Below are 14,076 nucleotides of genomic sequence, written 5' to 3'. Positions count from 1 at the left end.
CGTCCTTATGCCTTTGGCCCTGAGTCTTCATTTTGTAATCGCACAGTCATACCATTACGAATACGCTGCAAACCAATGGTGATCACTTCCTCATCCGCTTTTAGGCCTTGAGAAATGATAACACCTTGATCTGTTTGGGAACCCATTGTGACATTGCGACGCTCAGCAACCTCGCCATCTTTAAGAACCATAACAAAATCACCTTCTAGATCACTTTGCACTGCACTTCGAGGTATCACCATCACTTGTTGTGGCGTTTTCTCTCGTAAGAAGATCTGCACATGCTGACCTGGTAATAATTGCTGATTCGGGTTGGCAAATTGTGCTCGCATGGCAAGAGTACCTGTATTGAGATCTATACGGTTACCTACAAAATCAAGCGAACCAATCTCGGAATACTGCTGGCCGTTATTCAAGGTTAATACCACTTCAACTAAACCTTTATTATTGCCATTACCACTGCCATCGAGTTTGTCTAACCCCATATTTAGACGCTCTCGCTCACTGATGGTGAACGCGGCATGCATAGGGTCAAGACTCACCAAAGTTGTTAATACGCCAGATGATGGTGAAATAAGATCACCGATACTCACTTTGCTATCACTGACTCGTCCACTAAAAGGTGCAGTAATCGTGGTATGAGACAAATCAACCTTAGCGGCAGAATGCATCGCTTGAGCCGATTCTAGTTGGGCTTGCGCATTCAGTTTTTCAGCCAGCAAACGATCGTACTCAGACTTACTGATATTGCCTTTTGGAAGTAGATCCTGTGCGCGAGCAAAATCCATATTTGAGCGTTGTACTTGTGCTTTAGCTTGAGAAATAGCAGCAGCGGCACTTTTAACTTGGGCTTCATAAGCTGCCGATTCGATACGAAATAGAGGCTGCCCTTTCTTGACCATCTGGCCTTCTTCAAATAGGCGCTCTTTTAAATAGCCAGATACTTGAGCAGAAATAGCGACATCTTCAACCGCTTCTGTTCGACCAACATAGCTTTTACCTTGCTGATATTGGATAAGTTGAACCGACTGGGCTTGAGCAAGAGGTGCCATTGCAGGCTTTTGACCTGAAGCGGTCTCTCCACATCCAACCAATAAGGCAGAACCAATTAAGGTGGCTAACAAAAGTGGTTTTTTCATTGTTGTGACCATAGATTTCTCAGTATATAGAGCACTTGCTTAACCCAAGCAGCATTAAGCAAAAAAGTGCCATTAGCGATAATATCTACGGTACCAAGTTGGGGTTAATGAAAGCTGAATACAATCAGGGGATTAGTCACAATTTTAGAGGGAAAGTGTTGCAAAATATTTCAAATCAACAGAAATATATACTTAAGTGGAATTGATATGCGATTGTTATTAGATAATCTTAAACAATCAAACCTAAGTCACTGTTTATTAGCAAAATAATTGAAATACTAATGAAGAATAACCCAAAGAGCAAAATGTAATCAATGAAACATTTTAGATGCTTTTTCAGAGCAAGTTAACAATAAAAAAGGCCAGTAAAATACTGACCCTTAGAATATTTCATGCCTAACTGTTAAAACTTAATCTTTACAACATTCCACAGCGTGTTGTTGGTTATTAAGTTTATCGTGTAACCATACGCCAGACGCTTTCATCGCATATCCAAAAATGGCACCTACGACTAACGATGGAACCACCAATTTCCAATCACCAGCGGCAGCAAAGGTTGCACATGAACCGATAAAAGTTCCAGGGATGTATGCTAACCATGATTTTTTCGCTTGGATACACATAAAGAAAGCAACAATGGCTGTTACAAAGTAACCAATGATTTCAAGACTAACTAAACTTGAAAGCCAAATGATCACCATTGCCCAAAACACACCACTAAGCATAGTTAGCAAGCTTAAGCCCAGTCCTTTTATCCCATCTTTAGGACAAGCAAAATAAGCCGTGCAGCCTAAAAATCCCCCCCAACTTAATAAGCCAAGAGAAACCGCTACCCAAGCCCAGACGCCAGATAAAATTCCTGTTGTTAATGCTATTGCAGCTAATACGCTCATGATATGTCCCAGTCTTAATATATACCGATTAGGCAAAGAGCGTAGTCTACCTAACCAATAACTCAGATGAAACGATCTTGATCACGCAAAATCCATTTCGGTTGCATTGCTTTCTTTATATTTAGGACTCAGATCACAATTGGCCATCAATAATTCTACTTTACGGTTTTAAAATACTTCTGCCAATTTTCAGACATTGTTTGATAATGTTCGATACAAAATGTTTGGCGATCTTTGACATCTAACTTATTGATCTCATCAAGTAAGTTAGGATATTGCTTAGGTTCAGCGCCATAAACCAAACACAAAGTTGAAAAATAACGTTGTAAATCAAAACTATGTTCATCAATGTATTCTGATGAGTCGTAATAATCAGGCTTATCATCTGACTCAAATGCAAACATATCTGCCGCGCTTATCGCAATATCTGCACCATTTTTGACATAATTGATTAATACGATTGCAGCAAAATTATCAACCGCATCTTCTTCCTTACCTAAAATCGGAATACCATTATCATCGATGTATGCATGACCAACTTCATGTAATAGCGTATGCAAAATAGTATCAATTGCCGCCTCTTTTGCCGACTTACCATACATTTTTTGGTAACGATTCTGAGCAAAATAATGAATCGCTTGCGTATAAAATGCGTAAGGTATGAAGATAGTATGCAAGTCAGGATCGTATAATGGTCCATCCTCCCCGCCATAATGTATAGTCAATGTTTGGGAAAATGGAAAATGTTCATTAGATAATTTCCCAACCAACTGATTCACTCGACTTGCTCTTATTTCATCGTAAGCCAATTTTTGTGATTGGGTATTTGGAGACTGAAATGTATATTCAATCCCTCCTGCTGCTGAAGTGGTGCCAGATAACGTCGTACATATCAAAGCCGAAGCAAAACACAGTTTCTTAAACACTAGCCTATCTCTGTTCTTTCTTGTTATACCGAAAGAGTATACAGATACCACTTCAACTTTATGTCATAGCGGGAAGAAGTTTTGTCTGCAATTGTAATAATAGTAGCAAAACTGCTGTTTTCTTCATCGACAATAAGAACAGAGCGATTACAGCCTATCAAGAATATGCTAGCTTATAGCCAATAAAATGGACTCACCCTTGGAGCACACACATGGGACCTTTAATGCTGGATGTATCAGGTTTTGAACTTGATGCAGAAGAACGCGAAATTATCCAACATCCTACTGTTGGCGGTATTATCTTTTTTGCTCGTAACTATCATGATCGTAAACAGCTACGAGCACTGGTAAAAGACATTCGTCAAACGGCAAAAAAACCACTACTTATTGCAGTTGATCAAGAAGGTGGTCGCGTTCAGCGTTTTAGAGATGAATTTACTGCTCTGCCACCAGCACGTGCTTTTGCTCAATCACCTAACGGCTTAGATCTCGCAAAGCAAGGTGGTTGGTTAATGGCTGCGGAACTTTTAGCTATGGATATCGATCTTAGCTTAGCGCCTGTACTTGATTTAGGTTTTGATTGTAAAGCCATTGGTGATCGTGCCTTTTCTAACGATCCTGCTGAGATTGCTCTGTATGCGGGCGAATTTATTCAAGGAATGAAGCAAGCTGGCATGGCCGCAACAGGTAAACATTTCCCAGGTCATGGTGGCGTAATCGCCGATTCTCACTTAGAGACACCGTATGACTCAAGAGACAATATTAAACAACATGATATGCAAGTATTCCAAACATTGATCAATAAAGGTTTGCTTGATGCCATGATGCCAGCTCACGTTGTCTTTGATGCTTATGATTCACAGCCTGCCAGTGGCTCTGAATATTGGTTAAAGCAAGTGCTTCGCCAAGACTTAGGCTTTAATGGTGTTATCTTCTCAGATGATCTTAATATGAAAGGCGCGGATGTTTTAGGTAGTTATAGCGAACGTGCGGTGGCATCAATGAATGCGGGTTGTGACATGGTTATGTTATGTAATAACCGCCAAGGTGCAATTGAAGCATTAGATGGCCTACCACAAATTCAAGTACCAAGTCTTGAAGCTCTGCTTAAACGCCCTACTGGTGAATACAGCGATCTTGTGCAAACTCGGACTTGGATTGAAACCTCTCGCAATATTGCGCGTTTGACTCAAGAATGGCAAGAACGTCAGAGCTAATAGACCTATTTTACAGATAACAAAAAAGCGCCTTCCTTTTCGTTGGCGCTTTCATCTTTCTCTCTACTATCGACTTTCTACTGACTGCCGTTTTATTGTTAACTTGGCTTATAAACTGTCACGAGAATAGTCTACATCTTTAGTACACTTCTTCTCTTTTAAAATGATATATGCCGCACCAATAATAAAAGCAATAACCAGAATGGTTTTCATAACTGACCTTTATCTTCAATTGTAAACATTTGCCCAAAGCTAATGAAAAGCAGAAAATTTATTGAGCGATAAACTGTGAATCTACCAATCTAGAAGCAATTTTTAGACACGAATAAAGATACCTTATTTGTTTAAATATTGCACCATATAGTTTAGTTTATGTGCTTCTTCACGCAAAAAATTTATAAAAAAAGCGACCCTTATAATGAGTCGCTATGTATTACCAATTAAGTAGAATGTAAAGTTATAACCAACGTTCTTGAGTGGTAAAGCTTACTGAAAACCAAGCATTTCCAAGGTCATCTTTGAGTTTTTCCCAAATCTTTTGACGCACTAAATCTTGGCGTTTCATGCTCCACTGTTTATCGTCTTTGATCAGAATATTAACTTCTAAATCATATTGACGCCCCGTTTTTGCAAGGTGATGAGTATAATCATCAAAATTATATGTTTCAGAAAGCTCTGCAATAACGGTATCAACGTGAGTTTGAACTTCATCTTGAGGTGCAACTAATAGCACTTCTTTTACGTTACGACGTAAGACACTAATGGGTAATACAGATGCTGCAATAGCAAGTGTTGAAACCAAAATTGGGTCAACATAACGGTTCCACTGTGAATGACCAAGAGAATCAAAAATCATCACAGCAACAAAACCAACGAGAATCGCGGCACTTAAAATACCATCAATCAACCACTCTTGAGAGTCTACTCGCACCAATTCTGAATCCACAGAACGCGCAGTATATGTCTCAAAAAAGTAGATACCAAAACATGAGACGGTTGATAGCACAGCATAGACGAGTGCATCTTCAATTACGATATCACGACCACCACTGGCAATGGTTTGCACACCACTAACAAAGGCAAACAAACAGGTGACAAGGATGAGCAAGCCATTGACGACATTAATCAGCGGCTCGATATGAGCATAACCAAATTGGAACTGCTCGTCGTCGGGTTTAGATACAAGATATGCAGTATAAAGGCTAAGACCTGTCATACCCATACTGAGGAACGAAAACATGCCGTCTAACAAAATGGCGTTGGATCCGACATACAATCCATAACCAATACCCAAACTCGCTACCCAAATGGTACCTAGCAGGGAAAGTTTCAGCGCTAAACGTTCTTTACTAATTTTACGGCTGTGTGTTGCCATAAAATCCTCCTTATCGTTACTCAAAATAAAAACTAAAATTTGTGACTACTAACATAAATTTTATGCTTCCCACCCATTTGCAAGAGGCCAAATTTTTGCTAGTTGTACCCTTAGCTTACCATTAAAAACCGTTAAAAGAAAAAATTTACACTGTTTCTTTCATACTAACCATCTACAAAAAAGATAACACATCGAATAAAAAACAATAAATATCAACAAATTACAACATTAAAATATAAGATGCGTTAATAATAACGACACTCAATAATTCAGGCAAAAACAGTGCCTTAATCAGAGGGGTCAGTAGAAAAACTCTAATTGAAATGAATCTCTAACCGTTCAATTTCTGCATAAAATTCAACCAACTGTAAACGTGTAAGATCGTATTCAAATAAGGTCTTAGCACAATGTTGATCAGCCAGCTCTGGTTTATCCCCTTGCTGACCATTCTGATACATACAGATTGCATTTTGTTTGCATGACCTGTTTCGACTATCAATTAATGAAGCCCATGTGTCGCTAAATTCTGAAATTGCTTGATTGAGTTGGTTGATATTCTTTGTGCTAAGTTGGCCTTTAAGCTGTGATATGTGAATTTGATGGCGGGTTATCATCGATGCAAAAGAACGATCATAATAATCAACCGAACCGCTGTCACAATACGATTCAGCAAATGCGTCTTGCGCTAAAATGGCTGTGATATCGGGTTCTTTTTCAGCGCAAGCACTAAGGCTAAGTACCAACACGCTAAATAAATAGATTTTCATAATCACCTCACCATCAGAGCGTTTAAACACAGTGCTTTGATATTAAGTATGAACAAGGAAACTCTATTTCGCTTATTTTACAGACATAAAAAAACCGAAAGCCCTATTTTGAACTTTCGGTTTTTAATGAACAGATCCAATTTACGATCAGTTAACCGCAGTTGGTATACCCGTCTGTTGCTTTAACTCTTGTGCTAAACGCTGTTTTGCTGCGCTATCATCGCCAAGGCTCGCAATTAAAGAGTCATCGGCGGTTACAGGCTTAAATTCACCTAACTGCTCTTCATCTTTAGAAAGTGGTTGATGAACCTCAACGATAATTGAACCGTCTTTATCTACTGTGTGCTTTAACGGATCATTAATAATACGAACAGGAGTCCCTTTAGGTATTTGCGGGAACAACCATTCAATATCCCAAGGATTCATTCGAATACAACCAGAGCTTACACGCATACCAATACCAAAATCTTTATTGGTACTGTGGATCAAATACTCACCGTGGCCATAAGCTAAGCGCATTGCATAATCACCTAGCGGGTTATTTGGCCCAGCGGCAACAACGGGAGGTAGAGTCACCCCTTTAGCTGCGTATTCTTTACGAATATTCGCTGTAGGTGTCCAAGTTGGATGACGAATTTTCTGACTGATCGATGTCGTCATACTTGGTGTTTCACGCCCGACACGACCAATACCAATTGGGAACACATACACTTTAGATGGATCATCTTTCGGGAAATAGTAAAGACGAAGTTCTGCCAAGTTAATTGTCACGCCATTATGAGGTACATTTGGCAAAATCACTTGGGTTGGAATTTCTAACAACGTACCAGGTTGGGGTAAAAAAGGATCGACATCCTTATTCGCTGCCAATAACGCTAAAAAGCCAACATTAAACTTATTTGCGATATCAGACAGGCTCTCTCCTTTCTCAACTTCATAATATTCGATAGTACCAACGATATTGCTACCATCATCTGGTAACTTAAACTCAATCGCATTAACTGCACTTGAGAATAAGCACGTTAGTGAGAAAAGTAATGCACGATACACAACATCTACTCCTTCCTAGTCGTGATTGACTTATGTGTTTATACCCAAACCTAATTAAAAATATAGTGTTTAATCAAACTGATTTGGATATGGATATAATTAATCATATTACTTTATGTCTTATTATTGCGCCAGTGTAATCATTTGACTTGACAATGAACTAACTTGTGACTGTTATGCAACACTAAGCAAAGGTGATACCCACGGTTTCAAAACGTGCCATGGCGTTAAGATGATCAGAATGACCTACTTGGTAATAAGCTTTTGGCATACTCTTATCCAAACCTTTATTCACAAGTCGTTTATATTCTTCTCGAGTTACAATTACGTAATCTAATTGAGCATCCAGTAAATCTTGAATATTGGCGATGGTTGCTTGATCGTCTCGAACTAAAGCTTTTAATTGACCTATGATCACCGTCATTGGCAACCATAAATCACGACTCAACAATTTACGATCGCTGCATTGCTGCGCTTTAAGACTGTAGTTTGCCGTTGTAAATATGCCTAACCAATCTGGCTTACCATGACGAGTAACTAGATTATGCTTATAACAATAATACGCTTCACAATACTCTTTTAGATTATGGAAACGTTCGTTATACACTTCCAAATAAATATGTTGCAATTCTAGTTGCATATTAAATTGATTCACGTAATGAACTCTTATTCTTTTTTGAAATAAAAATAGGACTAACTCGGTCTATATGGAACAACGATGTCTAAATAAAGACGAAACCGATTTACGATGATTATAAAGGATTAGTCTGTGATCAAAAAATCCCAATCTTGGATGATTTCAGAAAACGAAGTCACGCCTGAAACAATTTTTAAGCAACGCCGTGATATTTTGCTCAAACTCGGTATCACCGCCACAGCCTTACCCTTTGCTGCGCAATCAAAAGCTGGGTTACTGGATCTTTTTTCCTCCGATGAACCGAGTAAAGCCGTTGATTATCGCCAAAACTTAACGGGGGTTAGCTCTCCACTTTCAACATCTGATCTTTCGTTAACACCAGAGAGTAAAATACTTGAGTACAATAATTTCTATGAATTTGGCGCAACAAAATCAGATCCAGCCCGTCTTGCTGCTAACTTCAAAACAGATCCATGGACAGTGGAAATTGATGGCTTAGTCAAAAACCCTATTAAGCTCCATCATGAAGATCTATTAAAGAAATTTACCATTGAAGAGCGTATTTATCGCATGCGTTGTGTAGAAGCATGGTCGATGAATATACCTTGGCTCGGATTTCAATTATCTGATCTATTAAAACTGGTTGAACCAACCTCTGAGGCAAAATATGTGGCCTTTCAAACATTGTATGATCCTAAAGAGATGCCAGGCCAAGCATCTCGAAGTCTCGGCGGTGGTATCGATTATCCTTATGTAGAAGGTCTGCGTTTAGATGAGGCTATGAACCCACTAACCCTGATGTCGGTTGGTTTATACGGTAAAACACTCGCACCGCAAAATGGAGCCCCTATTCGCTTGGTCGTACCTTGGAAGTACGGTTTTAAAAGCATTAAATCCATTGTGAGAATTACCTTAACCGATAAAGAACCGCCAACAACTTGGAATCGACTTGCCCCTCAAGAGTATGGTTTTTATGCCAATGTGAATCCTAATGTCGATCACCCTCGTTGGAGTCAAGCATCCGAGCGTTTTATTGGTCAAGGTAGTGTCTTTAGTAGCCGTCGCCAAAAAACGTTGATGTTTAATGGATACGAAGATCAAGTTGCCTATTTGTATAAAGGAATGGATTTAAGGAAAAACTATTAATGCGCATCACACCAAAGCAGATCACCATATTCAAGAGTATGGTTCATATCTTCTCTCTTATTTTTATGATTTATTTTGTCTTGCTTACTCTGCAAGGGGGCTTTGGTGCAGATCCGGTAAAAGGTATGGAGCATTTTACCGGTAAAGCGGCGCTTAATATGTTGATCCTTACTTTACTTGTGTCGCCGCTAGCTAAGGGTTTTCGTCAAGGTTTATTGATGAAATTACGCCGAATGCTGGGGTTATACAGTTTTTTCTGGGCAACGCTGCATTTTGCCATCTATATTAGTCTGGATTTAGGTTTTGATTTTTCCCTATTGGGTGAAGAAATCTTCAAGCGTCCATACTTAACTATTGGGGCGGTTTGCTGGGTGATCTTACTACTCTTAGCAGCAACATCATTTCAGAAAATACAGCGAAAAATGGGTAAAAAGTGGCAAACTTTGCACTATTGGGTCTATTTAGCTCTGATTCTGGCTCCAATTCATTATTACTGGTCGGTTAAATCGGGGCTTATCGAACCCAGCCTTTATCTTGTGGTCGCCGTGCTTCTTTTAATATGGCGAAAAGATTTCTTTATGCGCTTACTTGGGAAGTTTTCAATTTCAGTAAAAAGTTGAGGTTATTATTGAAAAATAACGACATATTGACACACAAAGAATAAGACAAATTACAAATATCTGATACGATAACCCTATTCATATGCATGTTGAGGTTATAGTTTGTGATTAGCGATATTCTGGAACTCAGTATTGAGCAATTTATGCAAGATTGCTTACAACTGTGTGAACAGCAATACCCCACAATCCATAACCGAGGCATGCGAGAACAGCACATCGCCAAAGCGCTATTACGTCGAATTCAAAGTGGACTGCAGCAACGTGGTATAGAAGCTGAAATTAGCCAACCGTTAGAGCTGAAGTCTCTATTTAAAATCACGACGACCGATAGTGAACTTTGGTTAGTCGCTCATCATTTTCTCAGTGCTAACCTTGCCACTCGTAAAGCATTAATTGAAACCATTGATCTGGTTGTTCAGCAACCTAAAGAGCGGGTTTCAAGCTACCTTCTGGTCATGGCCGATCATTGGTTTGATCGAACCAAAGCCAGTAAAGAGCTTCCTGCATGGTGGTTAGATGAACAACCTGAAGATTGGCAAGATTACCTTCATTCAGGAGTTCGCTTATTGCCAGCAGATGAGACTCTCTCGCACCTGCTGAATCAAAATCATTACCCTCTGCTCGTAATGGATCGTCAACTGCATCACCCTTTGATACACATAAAGCACCAAACGCGTGTAAAACGTTACGTTGTCATGAGTGCTTTATATCAACGACGCTAGTTAATACCCAGACTTTCTCTTTATTGTTCTCGAATTAGCCGATATTATTCGGACACTTAACCATTCTTCTCACTTCAAGGACTGAAGTTATGACCTCGCACGCCAATAGTGCCACTCTAGCCCTTCGCGATGATTCTATCTATGCTTTGTTTTGGCGCTATAGTTTACCAACCATTGCAGCTATGTTGGTTACGGGTGTTTACGTCGCAATAGATGGCATGTTTATCGGTCACTTTATTGGTGAGGATGGATTGGCAGCCATTATTCTTGGCTACCCAATTGGCTCGATTTTGTATGCCCTTGGTGCTCTTATTGGTATGGGTGCATCTGCACTAGTCTCAATGAAATTAGGTGAAGGTAAACAAAAGCAAGCTCAACTTATTGTCGGAAACGCTTTTAGCCTCTCTCTTATTATTTCTCTTATTACCTGTATTTTAGGCATTAATTACGGCAAATATGCTTTGATCTGGCTTGGGGCTGAAGGCCATATCTTACAAATGGCAACCGATTATCTGTTTTGGTATTTTGCGATGGGTGCTTTCGCCGTACTATCGATGGCCTTCTCAGCACTATTACGCAACGATGGTCAACCTAATCGCGTTACCTATATCATGATTTTGGGTGGTGTTTTAAATATCATCCTAGATTGGCTGTTTATTGTCGTGATCCCATGGGCGCTAACTGGTGCCGCTATTGCCACTATGTTATCTCAAGCGGTTACGGCTATTTTGTGTCTTCAACATTTTTTCTCCGACCGAACCCAACTAAAAATCACCTGGAATACGTTAAAACTTCGGGTAGCCATTGTTGTTCGTATTATTAAGTTAGGCACATCTAGCCTATTGATGTACATGTATTTATCGGTTGTATTAATGCTCCACAATAAAGCATTTTTAACGGTAGGTAGTGCCCTTCATGTCGCAGCATATGGCGTCGTAACCTATGCTGAATCTTTCTTCTATTTAGTATTTGAAGGGATCGCTCTTGGTATTCAACCTATCACTAGCTTTAACTATGGCGCAGGCCAACAACAGCGAGTATTGCAAGCTCGTAATTTAGCCATTGCTATTACCATCGCCTTCTCTCTATTAGGTGTTGTTGTCCTGTATAGTTTTCCAGAAACTGCAGTATTTGTTTTTGCTGGTGATAACCCGACCCTATTACCAGAGGCTGTCCAAGGCATGCAGCTCTATTTTTGGGGTCTACCTTTTGAAGGACTGCTTTTGGTTGGTGCAACCTATTTCCAATCGATTAATCGAGTCAAGCAAGCTTCCATTCTTACAGGAGGTAAACTGATCTTTATAACGCTTTTTGTCATTCTTTTTGCCAAATTATGGGGTGTAACTGGTGTGTGGCTAGCACTTCCTGTATGCAGTTTATTATTGGTTATCTGGATGGCTGGACAGATGATAAAAGAGCAAAAAAGTTATCAAAACGAAAACAAATGAGCTTGGTTTTATATCACATTATAGGTTGATAAATTTTGGGATAAATCACTAATGCAAACGATTTCTTTTGCAAAAAACTGGTGATTTAACCCATTTTTGACTCAAAGACAAGATTGTTTAAGATCGAGATCACAAATGAAAAGCAAGAAATGAAATAGTTATTTGCAATACTTTTTTGCTCTGTATTATCAACGCGAAATTCATCGTTCACGGTAATACTTCATGTTCAAAAAAACTTTACTTGCTGTATCGTTAGCTGCAACCTCTTCTTATGCTTTTGCGGTTGAAAATGTTGATCTATTAATTAAGAACGCTCAAGTTCTGACAATGGATAAAGACAAAACTGTGTTTGACCACGGTTTAGTTGCTATCAAAGGAAATAAGATCGTTGCCGTAACAGATGGCTCTGACATTAAAGAGTACCAATCAGCAAAAACTATCGATGCTGATGGCGATATCGTTATGCCAGGTCTAATTAATACCCATACTCACGTTTCTATGACGGTATTTCGTTCATTAGCTGATGATGTGCCTGATCGTCTGCATCGCTACATCTTCCCTCTTGAGAAAAAGCTAGTATCTCGTGATATGGTTCGCATCGGTGCGCAACTGGGTAACGTTGAGATGCTCAAAGGCGGCGTGACTACTTATGCTGACATGTACTACTTTGAAGATGAAGTAGCAAAAACCGTGGATCAAATTGGTATGCGTGCCGTTCTTGGTGAAACCATCATCAAGTTCCCAGTAGCAAGTGCGGCAACACCAGAAGATGGCATCAAGTATACGCTAAACTTTATTGAACAATATAAAGACCACCCTCGTATTACCCCTGCGTTTGCTCCTCATGGCCCTTATACTAATACCACTGAGATTTTGCAGAAGATCACTGAGCTATCGCTTAAACATGACGTGCCTGTGATGACTCACCTTGCTGAATCTGAGCGTGAAAACCAAGTGATTGCTGAGCGCTCTGGCGGCCTATCTCCTATCAAATACATGGAGTCTATTGGTGCATTAACGCCTAACTTTGTGGGTGCTCATGTTATTAATGCAAACGATGAAGACATTCAAATTCTGAAAAAGCACGATGTTGGTGTTGCGCATAATATGAGTGCGAACATTAAGTCAGCTAAAGGCGTAGCCCCTGCGATGAAGATGTTTGATGAAGGTCTTCGTATTGGTCTAGGTACTGATGGTCCAATGTCGGGTAATACATTAAGCACTATCGATGAATTTAACCAAGTTGCTAAAGTTCACAAGTTGGTAAATAAAGATCGCGCTGCAATGCCACCTAAGAACGTGATTGAAATGGCGACCATTGGTGCTGCTCGTGCTCTTCATATGGAAGATAAAATCGGTTCTCTTGAAGTGGGTAAATTAGCTGATGTTATCGTAGTTGATACAAAAGCGCCGAACATGGTTCCTGTCTACAATCCATACTCTGCACTGGTTTACTCAGCGTATGCCACTAACGTTAAACACGCGATTGTTGACGGTAAACTGCTGATGGAAAACCGTGACGTATTAACCGTCGATGAAGAGAAGATCCGTATTGAAGCACAAAAGTATGCAGACACTGTTCGTAAAACGGTCATTGAAAGCGGTGAAATCGTTCAGTAATGGTTGAATGATTTTATATTGAAATTTGAAGGGAGGCATTGTGTCTCCCTTTTGTTTTTATGGTGGTACTCGCCATCATGAGTACATTAATCAACAGAGATGGCACATAGACCTTCACTCATCGAACCTTGACCTTATTTGAGAATGGTCAGCCAGTCGAATCCAAATTCATCTCCATGATGCATTCGTCATCACTAAGTCCAGTATTCCAACCTTAATAGAAGAAAATAGTGTGTTTAACGTCGATGAATTGTTGGAGATTGCTGTGAGTGTTAATTAGAAGGTTGTGCAGTTGGCAAAGCATTTGGTGGGAATATTAGCCCCTGTTTATGGGGCTAGATTATACTTGGACAGAACCTTCTTAGAGTATTTATTTAAATTAGCAAAAAACGGATTATTTTTGATATGGCAAAACCTGTTCATATTAGTATCTACAGTCCACACGCATATAGCAATCGAGTAGACAGATTCGGCATCGGGAAAGGCTTTTGTCGAGATGCTTGCGACGTTTGAAAT

The 14,076-nt window shown here is 39.6% G+C and carries 13 protein-coding genes; 6 read left to right on the top strand and 7 right to left on the bottom strand.

The window, feature by feature from the left end; genetic code table 11:
- Positions 1 to 5: 5 nt before the first annotated feature.
- The 3 genes from WAX86_RS16205 to WAX86_RS16195 all read right to left on the bottom strand — a co-directional run bounded on the left by WAX86_RS16205 (position 6) and on the right by WAX86_RS16195 (position 2,958).
- The gene (locus WAX86_RS16205; protein ID WP_341489683.1) at positions 6 to 1,139 is read right to left on the bottom strand and encodes an efflux RND transporter periplasmic adaptor subunit; all 1,134 of its coding nucleotides are present in this window, start codon (positions 1,137 to 1,139) and stop codon (positions 6 to 8) included.
- A gap of 410 nt (positions 1,140 to 1,549) precedes the next feature.
- Complete coding sequence (locus tag WAX86_RS16200) at positions 1,550 to 2,032, bottom strand: DUF1097 domain-containing protein (protein ID WP_044180163.1); 483 nt, start codon at positions 2,030 to 2,032, stop codon at positions 1,550 to 1,552.
- Positions 2,033 to 2,187: 155 nt separating this feature from the next.
- The gene (locus WAX86_RS16195; protein WP_106260122.1) at positions 2,188 to 2,958 is read right to left on the bottom strand and encodes a DUF4344 domain-containing metallopeptidase; all 771 of its coding nucleotides are present in this window, start codon (positions 2,956 to 2,958) and stop codon (positions 2,188 to 2,190) included.
- A gap of 212 nt (positions 2,959 to 3,170) precedes the next feature.
- Between WAX86_RS16195 and nagZ the strand changes: the two genes are divergently transcribed.
- Positions 3,171 to 4,175, top strand: a complete 1,005-nt coding sequence (gene nagZ, locus WAX86_RS16190) for a beta-N-acetylhexosaminidase (protein WP_036765583.1) — start codon at positions 3,171 to 3,173, stop codon at positions 4,173 to 4,175.
- A gap of 457 nt (positions 4,176 to 4,632) precedes the next feature.
- On the opposite strand, the gene WAX86_RS16185 is transcribed toward nagZ, so the two are convergent.
- The 4 genes from WAX86_RS16185 to WAX86_RS16170 form a co-directional block, all read right to left on the bottom strand.
- Positions 4,633 to 5,550, bottom strand: coding sequence for a cation diffusion facilitator family transporter (locus WAX86_RS16185; RefSeq protein WP_005304742.1), 918 nt, complete (start codon positions 5,548 to 5,550; stop codon positions 4,633 to 4,635).
- Positions 5,551 to 5,864: 314 nt separating this feature from the next.
- A complete protein-coding gene (locus WAX86_RS16180; RefSeq protein WP_138222012.1) occupies positions 5,865 to 6,317 on the bottom strand; it encodes a hypothetical protein in 453 nt (150 codons plus the stop codon).
- Between the two features lie 147 nt (positions 6,318 to 6,464).
- Positions 6,465 to 7,367, bottom strand: a complete 903-nt coding sequence (locus WAX86_RS16175) for a L,D-transpeptidase family protein (protein WP_044180156.1) — start codon at positions 7,365 to 7,367, stop codon at positions 6,465 to 6,467.
- Between the two features lie 184 nt (positions 7,368 to 7,551).
- Entirely contained in the window at positions 7,552 to 8,022 is a 471-nt protein-coding gene (locus tag WAX86_RS16170; protein ID WP_231970733.1) for a hypothetical protein, read from the bottom strand.
- Positions 8,023 to 8,160: 138 nt separating this feature from the next.
- Here WAX86_RS16170 and msrP point away from each other — a divergent pair, with 138 nt between their 5' ends.
- From msrP to WAX86_RS16145, 5 genes are all read left to right on the top strand, one after another.
- Entirely contained in the window at positions 8,161 to 9,150 is a 990-nt protein-coding gene (gene msrP, locus WAX86_RS16165) for a protein-methionine-sulfoxide reductase catalytic subunit MsrP (RefSeq protein ID WP_341489796.1), read from the top strand.
- Positions 9,150 to 9,770: a protein-methionine-sulfoxide reductase heme-binding subunit MsrQ gene (gene msrQ, locus WAX86_RS16160; protein ID WP_341489682.1), complete on the top strand. Its 621-nt coding sequence runs from the start codon at positions 9,150 to 9,152 to the stop codon at positions 9,768 to 9,770. Before msrP ends, msrQ begins: the two co-directional genes overlap by 1 nt.
- Before the next feature lie 104 nt (positions 9,771 to 9,874).
- Positions 9,875 to 10,492: a hypothetical protein gene (locus WAX86_RS16155; RefSeq protein WP_341489681.1), complete on the top strand. Its 618-nt coding sequence runs from the start codon at positions 9,875 to 9,877 to the stop codon at positions 10,490 to 10,492.
- 89 nt (positions 10,493 to 10,581) lie between these two features.
- Positions 10,582 to 11,940 (top strand): MATE family efflux transporter, encoded by a 1,359-nt coding sequence (locus tag WAX86_RS16150; RefSeq protein ID WP_005304733.1) that lies wholly within the window; start codon positions 10,582 to 10,584, stop codon positions 11,938 to 11,940.
- A gap of 222 nt (positions 11,941 to 12,162) precedes the next feature.
- Positions 12,163 to 13,560 carry an amidohydrolase gene (locus WAX86_RS16145; RefSeq protein ID WP_005304731.1) on the top strand — a complete coding sequence of 466 codons (1,398 nt, stop codon included), beginning with the start codon at positions 12,163 to 12,165 and terminating at the stop codon, positions 13,558 to 13,560.
- Positions 13,561 to 14,076: the final 516 nt, after the last annotated feature.

The sequence above is a fragment of the Photobacterium damselae subsp. damselae genome (assembly GCF_038086725.1).
GTDB lineage: Bacteria > Pseudomonadota > Gammaproteobacteria > Enterobacterales > Vibrionaceae > Photobacterium > Photobacterium damselae.
Note: the sequence above shows the minus strand (reverse complement) of the source record. Positions and strands in the feature narration are given on the sequence as shown.

Coding starts and splice junctions, on each gene's coding strand:
- msrQ (WP_341489682.1), top strand. CDS start 9,150: ATGCGCATCACACCAAAGCAGATCACCATATTCAAGAGTATGGTTCAT.
- WAX86_RS16150 (WP_005304733.1), top strand. CDS start 10,582: ATGACCTCGCACGCCAATAGTGCCACTCTAGCCCTTCGCGATGATTCT.
- msrP (WP_341489796.1), top strand. CDS start 8,161: ATGATTTCAGAAAACGAAGTCACGCCTGAAACAATTTTTAAGCAACGC.
- WAX86_RS16205 (WP_341489683.1), bottom strand. CDS start 1,139: ATGAAAAAACCACTTTTGTTAGCCACCTTAATTGGTTCTGCCTTATTG.
- WAX86_RS16145 (WP_005304731.1), top strand. CDS start 12,163: ATGTTCAAAAAAACTTTACTTGCTGTATCGTTAGCTGCAACCTCTTCT.
- WAX86_RS16200 (WP_044180163.1), bottom strand. CDS start 2,032: ATGAGCGTATTAGCTGCAATAGCATTAACAACAGGAATTTTATCTGGC.
- WAX86_RS16185 (WP_005304742.1), bottom strand. CDS start 5,550: ATGGCAACACACAGCCGTAAAATTAGTAAAGAACGTTTAGCGCTGAAA.
- nagZ (WP_036765583.1), top strand. CDS start 3,171: ATGGGACCTTTAATGCTGGATGTATCAGGTTTTGAACTTGATGCAGAA.
- WAX86_RS16180 (WP_138222012.1), bottom strand. CDS start 6,317: ATGAAAATCTATTTATTTAGCGTGTTGGTACTTAGCCTTAGTGCTTGC.